The sequence below is a fragment of the Phycisphaerae bacterium genome, assembly GCA_024102815.1.
Classification (GTDB): Bacteria; Planctomycetota; Phycisphaerae; order UBA1845; family UBA1845; genus JAGFJJ01.
The window spans coordinates 319710-338706 of the sequence record JAGFJJ010000069.1 but is presented as its reverse complement, the minus strand read 5'-3'; the positions used below and the strand labels follow the sequence as shown (position 1 = coordinate 338706).

13 protein-coding genes are annotated in these 18997 nt (G+C 61.9%); 5 read left to right on the top strand and 8 right to left on the bottom strand.

The genetic code is table 11. The features are described from left to right. Nucleotides 1-21 precede the first annotated feature (21 nt). The 4 genes from J5J06_17605 to J5J06_17590 all read right to left on the bottom strand — a co-directional run bounded on the left by J5J06_17605 (nt 22) and on the right by J5J06_17590 (nt 5938). On the bottom strand, nt 22-1377 hold the full coding sequence (locus tag J5J06_17605; GenBank protein MCO6438913.1) for a glycine--tRNA ligase: 1356 nt from the start codon (nt 1375-1377) through the stop codon (nt 22-24). A 185-nt stretch (nt 1378-1562) separates the two neighbouring features. Continuing rightward, a complete protein-coding gene (locus tag J5J06_17600) occupies nt 1563-2603 on the bottom strand; it encodes a septation protein SpoVG family protein (protein MCO6438912.1) in 1041 nt (346 codons plus the stop codon). A gap of 12 nt (nt 2604-2615) precedes the next feature. Continuing rightward, nucleotides 2616-3560, bottom strand: coding sequence for a 4-(cytidine 5'-diphospho)-2-C-methyl-D-erythritol kinase (ispE, locus tag J5J06_17595; protein MCO6438911.1), 945 nt, complete (start codon nt 3558-3560; stop codon nt 2616-2618). 242 nt (nt 3561-3802) lie between these two features. Further along, entirely contained in the window at nt 3803-5938 is a 2136-nt protein-coding gene (locus tag J5J06_17590; GenBank protein ID MCO6438910.1) for a tetratricopeptide repeat protein, read from the bottom strand. A gap of 250 nt (nt 5939-6188) precedes the next feature. Between J5J06_17590 and J5J06_17585 the strand changes: the two genes are divergently transcribed. Both J5J06_17585 and J5J06_17580 read left to right on the top strand, forming a co-directional pair. Next, on the top strand, nt 6189-7511 hold the full coding sequence (locus J5J06_17585; GenBank protein ID MCO6438909.1) for a hypothetical protein: 1323 nt from the start codon (nt 6189-6191) through the stop codon (nt 7509-7511). Nucleotides 7512-7552: 41 nt separating this feature from the next. Further along, the gene (locus J5J06_17580) at nt 7553-8590 is read left to right on the top strand and encodes a twin-arginine translocase subunit TatC (GenBank protein ID MCO6438908.1); all 1038 of its coding nucleotides are present in this window, start codon (nt 7553-7555) and stop codon (nt 8588-8590) included. Between the two features lie 32 nt (nt 8591-8622). On the opposite strand, the gene J5J06_17575 is transcribed toward J5J06_17580, so the two are convergent. Further along, entirely contained in the window at nt 8623-9570 is a 948-nt protein-coding gene (locus J5J06_17575) for a dihydroorotate dehydrogenase (protein ID MCO6438907.1), read from the bottom strand. Nucleotides 9571-9740: 170 nt separating this feature from the next. Here J5J06_17575 and coaD point away from each other — a divergent pair, with 170 nt between their 5' ends. The 3 genes from coaD (at nt 9741) to J5J06_17560 (ending at nt 11144) form a co-directional block, all read left to right on the top strand. Further along, on the top strand, nt 9741-10241 hold the full coding sequence (gene coaD, locus J5J06_17570; protein MCO6438906.1) for a pantetheine-phosphate adenylyltransferase: 501 nt from the start codon (nt 9741-9743) through the stop codon (nt 10239-10241). 272 nt (nt 10242-10513) lie between these two features. Next, complete coding sequence (locus tag J5J06_17565; GenBank protein ID MCO6438905.1) at nt 10514-10768, top strand: hypothetical protein; 255 nt, start codon at nt 10514-10516, stop codon at nt 10766-10768. Between the two features lie 85 nt (nt 10769-10853). Further along, complete coding sequence (locus J5J06_17560; protein ID MCO6438904.1) at nt 10854-11144, top strand: hypothetical protein; 291 nt, start codon at nt 10854-10856, stop codon at nt 11142-11144. Nucleotides 11145-11238: 94 nt separating this feature from the next. On the opposite strand, the gene J5J06_17555 is transcribed toward J5J06_17560, so the two are convergent. From J5J06_17555 to J5J06_17545, 3 genes are all read right to left on the bottom strand, one after another. Next, the gene (locus J5J06_17555) at nt 11239-11979 is read right to left on the bottom strand and encodes a hypothetical protein (GenBank protein ID MCO6438903.1); all 741 of its coding nucleotides are present in this window, start codon (nt 11977-11979) and stop codon (nt 11239-11241) included. A 242-nt stretch (nt 11980-12221) separates the two neighbouring features. Then, the gene (locus J5J06_17550) at nt 12222-13613 is read right to left on the bottom strand and encodes a 6-phosphofructokinase (protein MCO6438902.1); all 1392 of its coding nucleotides are present in this window, start codon (nt 13611-13613) and stop codon (nt 12222-12224) included. Between the two features lie 324 nt (nt 13614-13937). Further along, nucleotides 13938-18704 carry a hypothetical protein gene (locus J5J06_17545; protein ID MCO6438901.1) on the bottom strand — a complete coding sequence of 1589 codons (4767 nt, stop codon included), beginning with the start codon at nt 18702-18704 and terminating at the stop codon, nt 13938-13940. Nucleotides 18705-18997 lie beyond the last annotated feature (293 nt).

Genomic DNA, 18997 nt, shown 5'->3' with positions numbered 1-18997 from the left:
GATATTTCAGAGACACTGCGCCTACAGTCCGAGCCTCTCGTGCAGATACCTCAGCACGCCTTCCCTGGATATCCGCTCCTGACTCGCGTCGTCGCGGTTGCGGACCGTGACCGTGCCGTCCTCCTTGGTCTGGCCGTCGATGGTGAAGCAGAAGGGCGTGCCGGCCTCGTCCATGCGCGCGTAACGCTTGCCGATGGACTGCTTGGGGTCGTACTGGCAGGGCATGTGCCTGCGAATCTCGCGGTAGATCGGCTCGGCGATTTCCGGCAGCCCATCCTTGGCCACCAGCGGAAAGATGGCTGCCTTGATCGGCGCCAGCCGCGGATGGAACTTCATGAACTCCGGGCTGGCCCGCGACTCATCGAAGCTGTACGCCTCGCAGAGCACCGCCAGCGTGAAACGATCGGCACCGGCCGAAGGCTCCACGACGTGCGGTGTGAACTTCTCCTTGGTCTCGTCGTCCACGACCGCGAAGGCCTCTTTGTCTCCGCGCGAGAATTCTCCGTGCTGGTTCAAGTCGAATGATCCGCGATGCGCGACACCTTCTAGCTCCTGTGGCTCCTCGGAGAAGGGGAATAGGTACTCGATGTCCGTACAGGCCTTGCTGTAGTGGGCCAGCTCGTCCTTGTCCTGCTGCCGCGGCCGAAGCTTGTCGCTTTTGATGCCCAACGACTCATACCACTTGATCCGCGTGTCCCGCCAGAACTCGTACCACTCCATCGATTCGCTCGGCCGGCAGAAGAATTCGATCTCCATCTGCTCGAACTCCCGGGAGCGGAAGGTGTAATTGCGTGGGTTGATTTCGTTGCGGAAGGCCTTGCCCACCTGGGCGATGCCGAAGGGAATTTTCACCCGCGACGTGTCCATCACGTTCTTGAAGTTGGCGAAGATGCCCTGGGCCGTTTCGGGGCGGAGGTAGGCCTTGCTGGTGGCGTCTTGCAGCGCACCGACAAAGGTCTCGAACATAAGGTTGAAGGCGCGGGGTTCCGTGAGGCTGCACTTTTCGAAAGCACCTGCATTCATACTCGGCTTCAGCGGACAAGGCGTACTCTCGAGTTGGTCCGCGCGAAAGAGCCCTTTGCAGCCTTCAGTCTTGCAAGTGACCATCGGATCACGAAATCCCCCCACGTGCCCGCTGGCCTCCCACACCTTGGGGTTCATGATGATCGAGCAGTCCACGCCGACCATCTGGTACTCCCGGCCGTTGGGACCCGGCGGGGGGGTGTGGACCATGTCCTTCCACCAGGCGTCCTTGATGTTTCGCTTGAGCTCGACGCCGAGCGGGCCGTAGTCCCAAAAGCCGCCAATGCCGCCGTAGATCTCGCTGCTGCCGAAGATGAACCCTCGGCGGCGGCACAGGGCGACGATCTTCTCCATCGTATCCGTCGATTTCGACATCAAACTGCTCCCAAGCGGCCTCGCCCAAACGATTGGTCCTACGCCCGCAATACCGGCTGTAGCTTGCGTGCGAACAAGCCCAACACTCTGCCTATTGCCTATTGCCTATTGCCTTCCTCTTCTTCCCTTCGTGGCTCCGTGCCTTCGTCGCTTCGTGGCTTCTTCTAGAGAATCCCTGCACCGAATGCCTGCGTATCTTCACGGGCATCGTCCGTTTCCTCGACCTCGGCCGTGTCTTCGATTCTCACTTCATCGGCCGGCGGAGGAGGTGGCGTTTGAGATTCGCTCGATCGGCCTGCCGGCTTTGGCGTACGCTTCGGGCTCTGACCCCGCCCGCTCGTGCCCTTGGACGCCTGCTGGGACGGCTCCGATGCATCCCCGAGAATGCCCGCGCCGAATCCCTCGATCTCCGCTTCGGTCTCCACTCCGTGATCCGGCTCTGTCAGATCGATCGGCTCCGGTGCCGGTGGAGGTGGATTCGAGGATCGCCGACCGGTCGCCGGTGCAGCCTGTTCATCCCTGCGAGGCCGCCTCGACGGCGCTTCGCGGCGCTCTCCCCGATGACCTTCCTCGGAGCTCTGGCCGCGCCGATTACCGGTTCCTCGGCCGCGCTGGTCCTTACCGCCGCGCTCGCCGCGCGAACCGACGTCGCGCCCACGTGATTCTCCTGTGGGACGTCCGCCATGATCGCGCCGACCTTCGCCGCCGGCCGGCCGGCCGCGGAGTCCGGCGATCAGCTCATCATACTCCGTGGGCTGGCGATCACCCTTCGACCCGCCGCCGCCGGTTCCCGTGCTTCGCCGAGGCGCCGATCCACGCCCGCCGTTCCCCCGCGCCGGAGCTTTCGGCGTGGCACCCTCGAATTCCTCGTCGCTTTCGTCCGAGTACTCATAGCTGCCGTGAGCCTTGGCCGCGGCCATCTCATCCTCGTAGGCGTCGAGCACGCGCTCCTGCAGTTTCTCCCGAAATGCGGTCGTAATCGGATGGGCGATATCGCGGTACTGCCGCTGACGGCCTTCGTTGTCCACGTCGCCCTCGCCGGCGTTGACCTTGCGGGAAGGCATGGCCACAAAAAGCCCGTTCGCGCCGTCAACGATCTTCATGTCGCGAATGACGAATTCATCGTCGAAGGTCACGTTACAGAAGGCCCGTAGGCGGTCGGTCGGACGGCGAACAAGTCTGATCTGAACATCGGTGATTTCCATCAGTTCCTCCGGTCAAGAGTCCAAACGCATTCCCACGGGCGCCGGCACGACGTAAGTGCAGAGCGAAGGGTCTCTTTCCTGGACCCGCTTCGCGGCATGTTGGGCCGACGCCTCGTCGTCGAAAAGGTGATACAGCACGGATCCGGCTCCGCTGATCCGAAAGGTACCCATCTCCCAGTCCCTGAGGCAACACTGAACCGCGGCGACACGCGGAGCGACGCGCGCTACGGCTGGCTCGAGGTCGTTACGGCAGACGGCCATGAGTTCGCTGGAGGAGCGTACCCGCGCGATCGCGGCAGGATCGGGACGCTCTCGCCCTTTGTAGTGCTCAGGGCGAAGTGCTGCGTAGACGGCAGCCGTGGATACATTGCAGGCGACATGAACGAGCAGTACCCAACCTGACCACGCCATATTCACTGGTTCGACGCGTTCGCCCCTCCCTCGCACCCGCGCCGCCGGAAGGTGAAAGAACAGCGGAACGTCTGATCCGAGTTCCGCGCCGAGTTCGCCGAGCCTGGCGCAACTCCAGTTCATCTCCATCGCCCTGTTAAGCAGCGCAAGCGTACCGGCGGCGTTGCCGCTCCCACCACCAAGCCCGCCGCCGACTGGAATCCGCTTCTCGAGACGAAGCTGCCGACCGGCCGTCGGTGATTCAGGGCGGGTCGGGTCACTCCTGGCACTGCCGGGAATCACCCGTTCCACCAGCCGGACTGCTCGCACCACGAGATTGTCCTCGGTTGCCAGTTCAGCATGCTCGCAGGCGAATTGAAAGTCGCTGTCGGCTGTTTGGGAGAGGTGCAATTCATCGAAAAGCCCCACCCCGATGACCACGGAATCCAATTCGTGGTAACCGTCACTGCGCTTGCCCAGGACGTCAAGCGTGAGATTGATTTTTGCACAGGTGGCTGCGGATGCGGTTTTCGCGCCGCGTGCGCCTTCGACTCGGGCTTGAATCATGGTGTCAAATCAACGCAAGACGCGCGGCCGGCAAGGGCAGGTTGAGGAGCGATTGCCGGTAGGCCTTGTGAGCCCGGGCGTTCTGGTTTGGCCTTGTCCTCTTCAGCTACTCGTTGTGAAACGCCGTCCGAACCGGACCATCATTGCCTGAGACGCAACTCGATGCGAAACGCCGACGGCCCATTCCATGTTAATTCGGGAGGTTGGGGTGGTCAACCCGCCGGGTACTTGGCGGCTCGGCACTACGGAAGGCCCTGGCGAGGGACCGGTTCGGTGCCCCCCGGTGCGACATAGTGCTTGCCAGCCGTGAAAAGCCCGATTCGGTACCGAACTTCACGCCGAAACCCGGCGTCGTCGGCAGGTCCAAGTGTCATGGCCTTCTCCGCCACCCGGACTGCCATGTCAAATTTGCCAAGCTGCGCCCAGGCGGTCGCGAGACGGACCAGTGCAAAAGGATCTTGATCCCCCCTGGCGGCGCTGGCAATCTCAGCCAGCCGGACGGCTTCCGCACCGTTTCGAATGTTCTGATCCGGGTAGGTCGCCAGGAGGTCTGCAAGAGCGTCCATCAGTTCAAGAGAATCGGGATGATGCTGCAGCCCCTCCCTCCACACCTCGGCCGCCTGAGCTCCGCGCCCGGACGCTGCCAGAATCTGCCCCAACGCCAGCGCTGCCTGCTCTCGCGTGGGGTCGATCGAAAGAGCCCTGGCATACAGTTGAGCGGCGTCAACAGATCGTCCCTGTCGTTCCAGCACTCGACCCAGATGATCAAGGGCGACAACGTCCTTGGGATTGAGGCTCAGTGCGATTTCGTAATGTCGAATCGCTGGCTCGATCCCCTCCTGTCCAAAGCGGGCGTACGCATCGGCCAGGTTGGTATGCACAACGGGGCTCTCGGGAGAAACCGCCACGCCCCGGCTCCAGAGAGCAAGTGCGTTATCCCAGTAGGCCGTCTGCGCCATGCTGAGATGGCCCAATCCCACCAGGATCGCGACCATGATCAGGGATACAATGGCTCGTGTGCGACTCGACCCTTGCCATGAGCGGGTCCGCATGAATTGCAGGAGACCGCCTCCCGCCAAGAGTGCCAGCGGCATGGTGGCGAGGTAGCTGTATCGGTCGGCCACGAATTGCGGGCCGCTCTGGAAGAACCCCAGCACAGGGCCAATCAGCACAACGTAACAGAGAAATGCAATGCCAATGGCCGGCCGTCGCCGAGAGAGAAACGCGACGGCGATGACGACAAAGGCGAGGACAACCAAGGTGGCAATCAAATCGCCTCCGAAGAGTCCGCTGTCCGCCGGGATTTCGTAAAGCGGTCCCAGACCGAAGGGTGCCACGGTCTTGTTCAGGTAGAACGCAAGCCCGTGGATGGCTTGGGCGACACGATCCAGCACGCCGTGATGGGACAGATCGTAGAGGGCACCTCCTCGGTCCTGAGCGATCAATGCTCGCCATCCGGCCGCGATGCCGAGACCGAAGAACGGGAGTTTTTCCAGGAGAAGGCGGCTCCAGCAGCCCATTCGAGTCTTGCCCGTACACGTTGTCCGCCTGAACGGCCAGATGTCCATCACGAGCAATACGACAGGCAGCATGGCGCCGGACGCCTTGGCCCCCAGTGAGAGGGCAAACGACGCCAGGCCTAAGCCGTACCAGAATACGAGCGACGAGGCGCTCGACGAACGAGTTGTGTTCGATGTCGACCGTTCCGATGCCGAAGTGCCATTTGTATGGTGGGCGCGGGATTGGCCGGTCGCTTCGACAAATTGAAGCCACGCCAATATTGCCAGGAGGAAAAACGCTCCGCTGAGTACGTCGCGCCGTTCAGCTATCCAGGCAACAGACTCCACACGCAAGGGATGAAGTGAGAAGAAAAGCGCCGCGAAGCAGCCCGCAAGCAGACGCGGATAAGCGGGATTCTGCCGATCATGCAGTTTGCCCCAGTTGAGAAGCCTCTCCGCTACAAAGTAGAAGAGTACTGCGTTGACAATATGGAGAACCAGGTTGGATAAGTGAAACATGAGAGCGCTGACGCCCGCGATCTGGTAGTCCAACCAGAAGCTCAGCCAGGTCAGCGGCTGCCAGTGACCGGCAAAGGACGTCGTGAACATCCAGGCCAGACCACCCTGCGATAGGTGCTGATAGCGCGTGTTCGCAACCAGAAGTGCGTAGTCATCCCAGAACACGAAACCTGCCAGGAGCACCGGTAGGAATACGGCGCCCGTACAGAATGCGACGACGATCGGCGGGATGGTGCGCAGCCAACCGGATTGGCGTTCCGGCGCAGCCCGAACGTGAGAGTGTTCCTCTCCGTTCGATTTTGCGCCGTAGGTTGCGCTCGCTCTGGAGCGCGCTGCATTCGTCTCATGCTGTTCGTACATTAAGGAATCGTCCATGCAGGCGGCTATTGCGCGCGATTGCGACCTTCCGCAGCCATTCTATACTACCCGGCTTGCGCACGGTGTTGAATCCGCGGGTTGGTCCGACCGAGCGGGTCAGCATGCGTAAGGTATGCAAGAGCAGTACTGAAATCGCGGTCTGGGGAAGGGCGTGCCACGCTTTGTCAATTCTGTCTCCTCAGGCGTCGAAGTAACTCAAGGGAATAGAGACCGATAAAGCGAGCGCTCGCCCGTGAAAACACTGTCGATGCGAACCTGGGTGCTGGCGATCGGCTTACTGGCAGCGGCCGTCTGCGCGGGCGGACTTCAGGGTGAAGGATCGACCGGCCTGACCAAGGGTCCCGTCTCGCCGGAGGAGTTGGATCGGCTCATCGCCGATCTGGGCAATTCATCATACGAGAAGCGTACCGAGGCCACGCGCAACCTCTGCGCTATTGGGATGCAGGCTTATCAACCGCTTGAGGAGGTGGCTCGAAGCGGCAATGCAGAGGCCGCGCTTCGGGCGGGGGTATTGTTGCGGACGCTGGATCGACTGCTTTTCAGCGGCGTTCAGGTCGAACTGGCTTTCTCCCGGGCGAGCATTGCCTGGAACGAACCGGTAGCGCTTTTCATCCGCTTGCACAATGCCACGCCTTGGCCGGCGCGAATCCCGTTTGATTCCGCTCCGGCCGAGACTGAGGCGGAGGCGGGGCAGTTGGGCCTGCTCTTGGACGTCGCCGACTGGCTTTACGTCGAAGGGCCGGACGGTTCGAAGATCGAACTCTACACCGACGACTATGCACCCCATTCATCGCTGGCCCGCGTTGTCGAGGACCGGCTTGATGACCCGCCCGTGAGCGTGCTCGGTCCGGGCGAGCGGCGCGAACTCAAGCTTGAAGAATTCAATCGTGGGTGGGGGCGGTTTCGCATGCTCGACGCCGGTCGGTACAGCGTTCGGCTGGATTATGATCCGCCCTGGTCCGATCCCGTCCTTCTCGAGAATCATGTGGGGCGGGTCGTCAGTAATGTAGCGACGATCAAAGTCACCGAGTCCGCGCCCGATTCCGTGTCGCGCGCCGGTGTGGCCGCCGGCTTGAGCGTCGAGCAGTCCGACGGAGACCTGGTCGTAGCCATCCGCAACCGGAAAGATGTTCCGCTCTGGGTGGGAACCGATTTCGGTGCCGACTCATCCCTGGCGCGTGGAACGTGGGTGTATTCCCGAGGGGAGGAGTTCAAGGACATTGCACAGCTCTCCCCATCGGCAAGAACGGGGAAGCAGAAACCGGAGCTTCGCGAGATCCCACCGGGCCAGACGCTCGAGATCCTGCGCGTGCCCCTCCGTGATGTACTGATGCGGTTGCAGCAGGCTGGGGCCGACGTTGACGGCGAGCAATGGTCATTGGCATTCCGATACTGGAATCCGCCCCTCGATCCGGTTCCGCAAATGGGGGACGAGAACGGCTCGATTGCCCCCGCACCGCAGCGTAGTGCTCAACTGCGGCGCGTTCTGACCACGCAGCACATAAGTAACCGTTTAATCGCTCCGCGGGGCGCGCGATCTGAGGGCGCACGTTAGCCACGCGTCCACACGACACTCCCGTTTGAGGATTGCTCCCCATGTCTCGTGGACCGGACCCTGCCAGCCAAGAACAAGTCGGCCACGGCAATGAGGACGATTTCGGCCTGCGCATGTCCATCGGGGATCACCTTGAGGAGCTCCGCACCCGACTGATACTGTCACTGCTGGGAATCGGGGCCGGAGCGGGCCTCGCACTGCTATTCGGCAGGGAAATCCTGGTCATCATTCTCCGTCCGCTGCTCGTCGTCCAATATGAAAACGGCATGGCCCCCGGTCTCCAGGTGCTCTCGCCCACGAGCGCCTTCAGCGCATACCTGCGAATCAGTATTCTCACCGGACTGATCCTGGCCATGCCCTGGGTTCTTTATCAGCTCTGGCAGTTCATTTCGGCCGGGCTTTACCGCCACGAGCGGCGCTTCGTAAAACTGCTGATGCCGGCGTCCGTCGGGCTCTTCGTAGTGGGTGTGGCGTTCCTCTACTTCATCGTTCTGCCAATGCTGCTGCAGTTCTTCATCCAGTTTAACCGCGGATTCGACCTTCCTGACCTTCACAGCGGACCGCTCGCCCGCCTCCTGTTCGATACCGAACAGGAGGCGCCGCCGGGCGAGGCGGAGGCAGCGCCGGTCGTTGTTCCCATACTGCGCGATGATCCGCAGAACCCGCAATCCGGTTCCATTTGGTTCAACGGCACGACGCGCCGGCTGATGGTGCAGGCACCTTCCGGCCTGTTGTCCACGGAGCCGCTTCTTCCACCGAGGCTGACCAGCATTCACAGCCAGTTTGCCCTCGACGAGTACATCGCCTTCGTACTGACGCTCGCCCTGGCGTTCGGGCTGACGTTCGAAACGCCCATCGTCGTGTTCTTCTTGTCCTGGAGCGGGTTGGTGCGGCGTCAGACGCTGGCCTCGGCGCGGCGATACGTTCTGTTGGGTATCGTCGTTTTGGCCGCGATTCTCACTCCACCCGATGTCATGAGCCAGATGATGCTCGCCGTGCCCATGTATGCCCTGTTCGAGATCGGCCTGTGGGCTGCGCGATGGAACGAATACCGGCAGGCCAAGCAGCAGTCGTCTTAGCGCAATGGGGAAAGGCGTCGCCCGAAGCAGGTTCAGAGGACGCCGCCGACGATATCGCCCAGGCGAACGTGCCCGTGACGGCGCAAGTAATCGGAGAGTCCTTCGCAGATTCGCGCCGGCGTATCGGGGTGGATGAACAGTGCGGTCCCCACGGCCACGGCACTGGCGCCGGCCAGCAGGAATTCCGCCGCGTCCCGCCAGTCCATGATTCCACCCATCCCGATGATGGGGACGCCCGCATCCTTGGCGACCTTGCTGAATACGCGATGAACCATGAAGAGGGCGACAGGTTTGATCGCGGGGCCGGACAGGCCTCCGGTTCGGTTCGCCAGCATGGGACGCTTCGTCTCCACGTTAATGGCCATGCCCGTGAGCGTATTGATGACCGAAAGAACCTCGGCGCCGCCGGAAATCGCCGCGGCCGCGCAAGCGGCGATGTCCGTTACGTTGGGCGAGAGCTTGACGATGAGTTTGGCCCGCTGGACGGTCGGCCTGACGGCTCGCACGAATTTCTCCAGGCGAGCGGGATCGGTCCCGAATTCCAGTCCATCAACGACATTCGGGCAGGAGACATTCAGTTCCAGGCCGGCGATACGCTCGATTGGGTCAAGGCGTCGGCAGACCGCCTGGTAGTCCTCCACGGTGTGGCCGACGACGTTTACGATGACTGGCGTGGAGTTGCCCTCCCAGAAGGGCAGCTTCTCGCGAATGAACTCGTCGAGTCCGACGTTGGCCAGGCCGATGGCGTTGAGCATGCCTCCCCGGGTCTCGACGGTGCGTTCCGGCGGATTGCCGCGCCGGGGTTCCGGCGAGACGGCCTTGGTGACGAAGGCACCGAGTTGATCGGTGTTGGCGAAACGTGCGTACTCGGCTCCGTAGCCGCTTGTGCCCGACGCCGTCATCACGGGATTGGGCAAACGCACGCCGGCAAGATCAACGGACAAGTCGATCCCGGAACCTGATGGTCTCTTCGGGTTCATGAGCGGTCACGATCGTAGCCCCTCTCGCGACTGTCAAGCCGCCGAAGTTTGTGCGATTGGACGAAGGGGCTCGCTAACCTAGAATGGCTTCTCGGATTCAGTACGCGGCCGCTGCCGCCCGGAATCAGGCTTTTCCTATGCCCTCTCGTGAACGAGCAATCTTTCCCGGCATGTTTGACCCGGTGACCCACGGCCACCTGGACATCATCCGCCGCGCGTCCCGGCTCTACCCGCACCTTATCGTGGCGATTGGCGACAACCCCACCAAGACCGCAGTCTTTTCGCAGGAGGAACGACGGGAAATGGTGGCCAAGCACGCGGGCGACCTGGCCAACGTCGAGGTCCGTACGTTTCTTGGGCTGACGGTGGAGTTTGCGAAGCAGATGGACGCGGGAGTGATCCTGCGCGGCATTCGGGACACGGTTGATCTCCACGCCGAACTGGAGATCGCCATGACCAACCGAATCATCGGGGACATCGAGACGGTGTTCCTGATGACCAGCGGGCAGCACGTGCTCACGTCGAGCACGCTCATCAAGCAGATCGTGGAGATCGGGAGTTACGATCCGGAGCACCTCGCCCGGCTTGTACCGCTGGATGTTGCCCGGCGGCTCGAAGAACGCCTGCGAAAACGCGGGACGCGCCACGACAATGCCATGGATGAATCCTGAAGGCCCCGGCCTCCGGCAAGGCAACTTGAGGTCCGGTTCCGATGACTGGGAAAACGCCGATTGACGGCTTTTCACCTCGGCTTGACGGGTGGGGGTTGCCCGGACAGCCGCCAGCCGTGATAATATGCCGATTCAAGGACGGTGCGCCCGGTTACAGACCGGCCTCCTGGGGCTGGTATTCCGGGCGCGTGTCGCTGCCGGCCGATGCATGGCGCGAAACCTCGGCCCGTGGCGCACGCTGATGGTCTGTTTGTTTCTTCAGGAGACTTTCCATGCGTGGTCGTCGTCGCTCGTTTATGGCCGCCAGCATATTGCTCGGCGGTGGACTGTTATACGCGGCAAGTTCCTCGTGCACGAGTTTCGTCGGCGAATCCATGCTGACCTCCACGAACTTCTGTTTCATCTTCGATTGCCAGAACGGATTCTTTGGCGGCACGGTCGATCCGTGCAGCGGTATCGGGAGCGGCAATTCGACGATTGAGAGCGGCGACGCGAACTCGCTGTTCCGGGATTGCCCGACGCAATAATGCGGATGCGTCACGACCTGCGCGCGGTTCTGTTTCTCGAGCACACTGGGGGCACCGGACGCTGCCCCGCGGAGCGACAAACACGATGACCATTCACTCAAAGAACTCAGGACGGAAGCTTCTGGCAGGGATAGCGCTGTTCAGCGCAGCCACGCTCATGCAATTCGGATTCATCGGCTCGTGCGACAGCCGTCTCGTGGAGCTGAGCCAGATCTTTGATCCCTGCGGTACCATCTTCGCCAACTGTACGCCGGGAAGCTTTCAAACGAATGCGGCGTCTATCGGCGACTACTGCATCGACCCGATTTGCACTGTGCCGGGAGGCTGCGATCAGACCGATCCGCCGCTCGGCACGCAACGAAATCTCTGCCCCTGAGCCGTCAATCGGCGGTCAGGCCGGCGCGCATTCAGGCCTATTCGTGATGGTAGCGTCAGGCTAATTCCCGAAGGGTGTGCGCTTGCCGTCTGCCTCAGGAGTTGGCCGCGGCGGCGTGAACCAACAAGGGGTTCGCTGGAGCCCACCGGCGCATATCGAGGGGCGGAATCGCCTCCCGCGGTTGTTCGGCTGATCCGATGATGAGTTCCTGATCCATGCTACCCGGCTCGAGCATGTACAGCATGTGAATCAACTTTGCGAGGGACCGGGCCTGCATCTTGTGCATGACTTTGGAACGGTGAGCCTCGACCGTCTTCTGGCTCAACTCAAGTTCCGCGGCGATGCATTTGTTGGGGTAGCCGCACGCCACGAGGTCGAGGACCTGGCGTTCACGATGCGTCAGCGTTCCAAGCCGCCGCGCGATCTCGTCGCGCTTGGTGCGGAATGTCTTGCGGCGCCGGTCCACATTCCACGCCCGCGTGACCATGTCGGAAAGCGCCGTCGCGTTCAGCGGTTTGGCCAGGAGTTCGGCACCGCAACGCAGCGCGTCCGCGACGAGTAAACAGCACCCTCCACAAAACGGTACCGCCAAGATGAGCGGGGGGGCGTTTCGGAGCGATTCCGGCAATCGCCCCGCGGCTCTGCTGCTCTCGAACGAAGGGTCGCCCACATCCAGAACCAGGCACTCGGGTTCGACATGAGCGTCGTGGCCTGCGCCGAAGGCGTCGGGATCGGCGTAAAGCAGGAGCTCTGCGGCACGGTCCTCTGCAAGTTCCGTCAGCGTCCGCTGAAAACCAGGGCAGCCCGAGATGACATGGAGAACGGGTGCAGTCATACTTTAACTCACTGAGCCAAGTTATGCCCCCGACCACGGGTAATTTCGGCAGAAATGAAAGAAGGATCTATGGGGGGTTTCCCTGAGATTTGCCGGAGGGGAGACATCGGCACTTTATTCTGCGGGAAGCAAATCGGGGAAATCTGATAAGGGCCTGGAAAACAGCGGCAGCGCAAATGAACTTCGGGTAGGCCAGCTTGCCCAAGTCATGAAGTGCGTAGCTGGGAGAATTTCGGCCGAAGCTACGATGCTTGGTTGGGAATGGGTCCGCACGGGGCGACGACGTCGCGAGCGCGGCCACCGCGGTCGCTGACCGTCAGCGTTCTGGCCTCCACGACGTGGGCGTAGCGCTGGCGGAATTGGTGGGGGGTCAGTCCCGCCTCAGCGGCGATGGCGGCGAGCATGGTCGGCGACTCGAAGTCATTTCTCTCGAGGCGGATCATGTAGGCGCGGGCAACACTGTAGCTGTAGCTCGTCAAATCGACATAGCGGACGCGCGTGCGGTTGGAATGGGGGTCCACCATGTCCTCGAAGGCCACGGGCTGCAGATTACCCTCCTTGAGCGCAACCATGACGCCCGGCGGCAGATCGCGCGTGGAGTCCAGGAGGAGGCGCACCCCGCCGTGGCCCAGGTCGCGTGTGTAGCCCATATCAAAAGTCGTCGGACGGGCACAGCGGAGCTCATAGCCCAGGGTGTGGGCGACGAGGGTCAGCTTGTCCCCGCGCTCCCGGAAGCGGCGCTGGAGCTCGTCGGTAATGATCCTGGCCAGGGGAACCTCCGAAAGCCGGGGATGTCCGGCGGCGTCAACGGGAACCTCCCGCCCGAGAATCCGGGAAAGTTCTTCGCGATCCCCCAGCTTGTAGGCAAGCCCTTCGGCCAGTACAGCAACACCATCCTGACGGCCCATTGTGCGGCGCTTGAGGATGGCGCCCTCGATGTGATCGGCGATGGCGCGAATGCTCGTGGATTCCCCGAATTCCTCCGGAATAAGGGTCATGGTGGCCCCAGCAGCCTTGCCGATTCCCAGCGCCAGGTGGCCTGCGTTGCGACCCATGGTGACGACGATGTACCAACGCTTCGTCGTTCGGGAGTCTTCCATGAGGTTGGCGATGATCGTCGAGCCCAAGTGGCGTGCTGTGGTGAATCCGAACGTTGGTGTATCACCCGGAAGGGGGAGGTCGTTGTCGATGGTCTTGGGAACGTGAACGACGCGAATGCGCCCGCCGGAGTGGTCGGCCACGAAGCGGGCGCTCAGCGCGGTATCGTCGCCGCCGATGGTGAGCAGGTGGGTGACGCCGCGCTGCCGAAGGCGTTCGTAAACGCGAACGACGCGGGGCATGTCGGGCCTGGCTACTGTGGAGGACTTCAGCGCCTCGATATCGAGCAGGCTCGTTCGAGCAGTGCGGAGAATCGAGCCACCGTCGAAGTGGATTCGCCCGACGTCTCGGATGCTCAAGTCGACGGAATGCTGGTCGGGATCGAACTCCTCGCCGGCGAGGTAGCTGAACCCGTCGTAGAAGCCGACGACTTTCAAGCCATTGTTGACAGCCTCGATGGCGGCGGCACCGATGACGCCGTTGATGCCCGGGGCGGGCCCGCCGCCGACGATAATGCCCATTGTTGGTTGGAGCATGAGCGCAATTCCCATAGAACCAGCTTCCGTTCCCTCCAGATTATCGGCAGGCGGGCGCTTCCTTGAACCAGTCGGCTCCGAATGACTCCGCCAATCGGGTCAACGGAAAGGCGGAGGCACGACCGGCCCCTTGAAAGAAAGGTCGTCCGCCGGCCTGCGCTCGCAGTTGGAACCCGAACCACGTAGTGGACTTTCTATTCTATCCGTCTCTTCGACGCTGAAAAGGACGGGGGCGAATCGCTTGGGCCCGATAACAAGGAATCCGATGCTGCGGGTCAGCCGGCGACAGGATCCGCCCCGACGACACCGGCGCGGCGCATTGGTTCAGGGGGTTTGCAGAATCGCCTGGAATCGAGCGAAATCGAACAGATCAATGTCCTCGTCGCCGTCAGAATCGAAGGCCCCAAGGCACCGGAGCGTGTTTCCGCTCGAAGCGCTGAGTACCGACGCTGGACCGGCAGCGCAGCCAAGGAATCCAGCGTAATCCGCAAGGTCAACATCCCCGTCCAGGTCGTAGTCCCCCGGCACGGTCAAGTCGCACTCATCGGGACGGCCGTTTCCATCACTGTCGGAGCTAAGCCCGTTAACAAGATCACAAGCATCGAGCCCGAGGTTTCGATTGCAGTCGTCAATTCCGGTAAACAAACTCGCGGCGCCGGTGCTGACGCCGGACAAGTTATTCGCATATTGAGCGCCTGCGACTCCATTCGAACCGGAGAGGCCGACGGCTATGCCAAATTGCGCGCCCGAGTTTCGAACGGACGGAAGAATCTTCGCCTGCTGAGCCCAACTGACACCATCCCAGGCAAAGATGTAGGCTGCTCCGGCATTCGTGGCGCCATCATCGCCACCGTCCGCACCAACGATGGCGAAGGACCCGTCAAGATCCACGGCAACGCCGAATCCGTCGCCGGCGGCGCCATCAGCGGGCAGGATCTTGCCCGCGGGTTGCCAGATTCCGGCTACTTTCTGGAAGAAATAGGCCGAACCGGACCCGGAGCCCTGTTCATCGGTGTAGCGGGCACCGACGAGTATTCGGTCTCCGTCGGTGGCGACGGCCGCGCCGAACCAGTCATCGGTCTTGCCATCCAGCGCCAGCAACTTGGCCTTCTGAGTCCAAAGCGTCCCGGTCCTTTCATAAACGTAGGCCGCGCCCGCGGTCCCGCCGCGCTCGTCCTCGCCAAAGGCACCGACGACCGCCACAGTCCCCGACAGCGCGACGGCGGAACCGAAGAAATCGGAGGGCTGGCCGTCGGCGGCGAGCAGCTTGGCTTCCTGTACCCACAATGAACCCGTCCATCGGAAGACGTAAGCGGAACCGCTGTTGCTTCCGCGGTCATCGTCGTAGCGGGCGCCGATAAGAATCCGGTCGCCGCCAACCGAAACGCTGTGACCGAAGGCATCTCCGGAACCGGGATCCGAAGCACTCAGCTTGGCCTCGAACGTCCATGTCTGGCCGATCAGTCGATAGACGTAGACCGATCCCGAGTTGGATGTGACATCGTCGTCGTAGATGGCGGAAATCGCGGCGATATTGCCGTCGAGCGACACGGACCAACCAAAGCGGTCGTCGCGGTCACCATCATTCGCCAGGACCCGCGTGCCCGGCAGGATGTCGTTGCCTTGAATACGGTAGAACCACGACGCGCCGGCGCGGTCGAATGACGTGTCGAAGCTCTGTGCACCAACAAGCATCCACTCGCCGTCGATATCAACGGCCGATCCAAAGGTATCGCCGAGCCCGCCGCCAACGGGCAGGATTCGGGCAACGTTGACCAGATCGCATGGCTGCGGTTCGCACTCATCGAGGAGCCCGTTGTTGTTGGCGTCCTCGGAAGTCCCTGCGATCAGATCACATTCGTCGGGCTCGCCATTCTGATTGCAGTCGTTGCCAAGAAGCTGGCACTCGTCGGGACGGCCGTCGCTCTGACAATCCGCACTCGTGCCGGCGGCGATGTCGCATGAATCGAGCCTGTCATTTCGATTACAGTCTCGCGTGGTGATCTGGCAGGTGTCGGGAACACCGTCGCCGTTGCAGTCATCGCCTGCGAGTTCGCACTCGTCGGGGATGCCATTGGACTGGCAGTCCTGGCTTGTCCCACGGGCAAGGTCGCACGGGTCGAGCACGCCGTTGTTGTTGCAGTCGCGCCCGGCGAGTTCGCAGCTATCGAGTACGTGATTGCCGTCGCAATCCCGGCCGGAAAGTTCGCAGACGTCCAATTTGGCGTTACTGTCACAATCCCGCCCGGAGAGCTCGCAGGAGTCCAGCACGTGGTTTCCGTCGCAGTCCCGACCGGACAATTCACACTGGTCGGGGATGCTGTTGCCGTCGCAGTCGTTGCCGGCAAGTTCGCATTCGTCGGGGATGCCGTTGACCTGGCAATCCTTACTCGCACCGGAGACAATGTCGCACGTGTCCGGCCGACCGTTTGCATTGCAGTCGTTGCCGGCGAGCTCGCACTCATCGGGAATCCCCGTCAGGTTGCAGTCGTTGCCGGCAAGCTCGCACTCGTCGGGAACGGCGTTGGATTGACAATCCCGGCTGGAGCCGGACGCCAAGTCGCAAGAATCGAGCCGTTGATTTCCATTGCAATCGTTTCCGGGAAGTTCGCATTCGTCGGGAACGCCGCTGCCGTCGCAGTCATTGCCGGCCAGCTCGCATTCATCCGGGACGCCGGTGGCGTTGCAGTCGTTGCCGATGAGTTCACACTCGTCCGGAGTGCCGTTGAGCTGGCAATCCGGGCTGCTCCCCGCAGCAATGTCACACGAATCCAGCCGGAGGTTGCCATTGCAGTCTCGTCCGGAAAGCTCGCACTCGTCGGGAACGCCGCTGCCGTCGCAGTCGTTGCCGGCGAGTTCACATTCGTCCGGAACGCCATTGAGCTGGCAGTCGGCGCTCGTGCCTGATGCGATGTCACAGGAGTCCGGCTGCATATTGTGATTGCAGTCGTTACCGATCAGTTCGCATTCGTCGGGGATGCCGGTCGCGTTGCAGTCGTTGCCGCTGAGCTCGCACTCATCGGGAATCCCCGTGAGGTTGCAGTCGTTGCCGACCAGTTCGCAGTCGTCGGGAATGTTGTTGAAATTGCAGTCGTTCTGCTGGAGTTCGCACTCATCCGGCTGGCCGTTTCCCTGACAATCAAGGCTCGCACCTGCCGACACGTCGCACGAGTCGAGCACACCATTGCCGTTGCAGTCGCGCGTAGCGAGTTCGCACGCATCGGGGATGCCGCTTCCGTCGCAGTCATTGTCCGCGAGTTGGCATTCGTCGGGAATCTGGTCACCCTGACAGTCGAGACTGAATCCACCGGCCGTATCACATGCGTCGATTCGTCCGTTGGCGTTGCAGTCGCGGCCGCTCAGCTCGCAGGAGTCAAGGACGCCGTTTCCGTCGCAGTCGTTACCGGGCAACTCGCACGTATCGGGAACGCCCGAGTCGTTGCAATCCTGATCGGCAAGCTGGCACTCGTCGGGGATGCCGTCGTCCTGGCAGTCGGAACTCGTTCCAGCATCCACATCGCAGACGTCCGGTACCTGATTGCCGTTGCAGTCGTTTCCAGTAAGTTCGCACTCGTCGGGAACGTCATTCCCGTTGCAATCGGGACTTGTCCCGTTCGCGACGTCCTCCTCGTCGGGAATGCCGTTCTCGTTGCAATCGCGGGCGAGGATGCGGAGATAGTAGACGTCCTGCTCTCCATTAAAGGTAGCGGCGTAGGCCACGTGAGCGCCGGCATTGTCGGAGATCATGTGGTAGTAGTCACCGAGCTTCTCCTGGTTGGGGTAGCCGACGGCATGGGCAAACGGCGGGCTTACCGGCTCGTTCTCGGACCAGGTGATTCCGCCGTCAAGAGAATAGGCGTAGTAGAGCTCGGAATACGTTTGCGTGATGTCGTTGCGGGTGTCGTTCCAGATGACGTCGATGCGGCCGTTGGGAGCAACCGACATCGTGCCGAACCACTGCCAAGCGAAATTCCCCACGGGGTCGTCGTTGATGCGAACCGGGGCGCTCCAATTGAGACCGCCGTTCGTGCTGGCAACAAAGTGGACGTCGAGGGGATCGAAGTTGAAAGGATCGAACGGCGTGACGGAGCAAAGCATGTATACGTTGCCGCGGGTGGGGCGATCGGAATGGTCCGTGGCGACCCAGACTTGCCCGTAGAGTCCGTCCGGATTGGGCCCTGTTCCGGGGTTGGCAAGAAATCGGCCCCCCATGTCGACTTCCGCACCGAAGTCGAATTCGAGAGGATTGGCCGGGTCCTTGATGGTTGATGAGCGGGCGATGATGAACTCGTTGTCAAAAAGGGGGCGCTTTCCCGCGACGTAGACCGTGCCGTCGGGCCCGGCCGAAATGGTGCCCCAGATGGGCTGCTGCGGAATCGTTACTGGCGTGTCGAAGGTCATGCCCCCGTCAACGGAGCGCATGAAGATGCGGTTGTCGCAGCATCCGATTGATCCCCAGGAGACGTAGATGTTTCCGCCGCCGATTCCGCCGGTTGGATCGACGGCTGCCCAGGGCTTGTCCCCGCCAAAGTCGGTCGGTCCGATTCTGGACCAGGAAAGCCCGCCGTCCGTCGAGCGAAAGAGCTGAGTCGTGAAGAGCTCTCCGCTGCGCCCGAGGCTCAAATAAAAGAAACTACCGCCGGCGTCGCTGAAAAGAACCGGATCGCTCCGCCGGACGCCGGGTTCGATGACGCCGGGAAAGGTCCAGTGGCGTCCGCTGTCGTGGCTGTATGCCCAGCCGGCCTGGCGAAAATCCGAAGTTACGGAATCGAACTGCCGCCACCCGATAACCATCCGCAGGGGGTTGGTGGGGTCGATGGCGAGGGAGGGCTCGTTGGCGGCGTCTCCGACGATGTTGGCGCCGTTGGCGTCGACATTGACCTGGACACTGACATAGCGGCCGCGAATCCAGGTGCTTGCCAATGGTCCGCGGGACGGCGATGAAGCGCCTTCCGTATCCGTTGTCCGCAAGGGATCGGTCGAGGGTCCCTCATGGGCCGGCAGGTATCGTCCGGCCAAGCGGTCGTGCTCACCGGCCGTGACGGACGTGATCGCAACCATCCCCAGGAGTAACCGACGAAACCAAAACATGGGCACAAACCGGGAAGGCGGAAACGATAGCCGGCGATCAGGCAAAGCGGGTTATCGGCGGTTTTCTTGAGCCGCGCCCCCGATCCCCCATTCGAGCGAGACTCGACCCCTTGGTATTGATGAACCATTGTCTCAACAGGCGGACCGATAGTCAATGGATGAGCGGCTTCGGCGCTTCGAGTTTCTCGGACGAATATCGGATTTTCTGTCCGATAATCCTCTCAGCGACAGGATCGATTGCCGAGAAAAGTGCTATAGCGAAGTCTATGTTCGACTCAGGAAAAGGACGGGTC

Excerpts from the sequence above, each read along its gene's own strand:
- J5J06_17605 (MCO6438913.1), bottom strand. The coding sequence starts at position 1,377 with ATGGAGAAGATCGTCGCCCTGTGCCGCCGCCGAGGGTTCATCTTCGGC.
- J5J06_17600 (MCO6438912.1), bottom strand. The coding sequence starts at position 2,603 with ATGGAAATCACCGATGTTCAGATCAGACTTGTTCGCCGTCCGACCGAC.
- ispE (MCO6438911.1), bottom strand. The coding sequence starts at position 3,560 with ATGATTCAAGCCCGAGTCGAAGGCGCACGCGGCGCGAAAACCGCATCC.
- J5J06_17590 (MCO6438910.1), bottom strand. The coding sequence starts at position 5,938 with ATGTACGAACAGCATGAGACGAATGCAGCGCGCTCCAGAGCGAGCGCA.
- J5J06_17580 (MCO6438908.1), top strand. The coding sequence starts at position 7,553 with ATGTCTCGTGGACCGGACCCTGCCAGCCAAGAACAAGTCGGCCACGGC.
- J5J06_17575 (MCO6438907.1), bottom strand. The coding sequence starts at position 9,570 with ATGAACCCGAAGAGACCATCAGGTTCCGGGATCGACTTGTCCGTTGAT.
- coaD (MCO6438906.1), top strand. The coding sequence starts at position 9,741 with ATGTTTGACCCGGTGACCCACGGCCACCTGGACATCATCCGCCGCGCG.
- J5J06_17565 (MCO6438905.1), top strand. The coding sequence starts at position 10,514 with ATGCGTGGTCGTCGTCGCTCGTTTATGGCCGCCAGCATATTGCTCGGC.
- J5J06_17560 (MCO6438904.1), top strand. The coding sequence starts at position 10,854 with ATGACCATTCACTCAAAGAACTCAGGACGGAAGCTTCTGGCAGGGATA.
- J5J06_17555 (MCO6438903.1), bottom strand. The coding sequence starts at position 11,979 with ATGACTGCACCCGTTCTCCATGTCATCTCGGGCTGCCCTGGTTTTCAG.
- J5J06_17550 (MCO6438902.1), bottom strand. The coding sequence starts at position 13,613 with ATGCTCCAACCAACAATGGGCATTATCGTCGGCGGCGGGCCCGCCCCG.
- J5J06_17545 (MCO6438901.1), bottom strand. The coding sequence starts at position 18,704 with ATGTTTTGGTTTCGTCGGTTACTCCTGGGGATGGTTGCGATCACGTCC.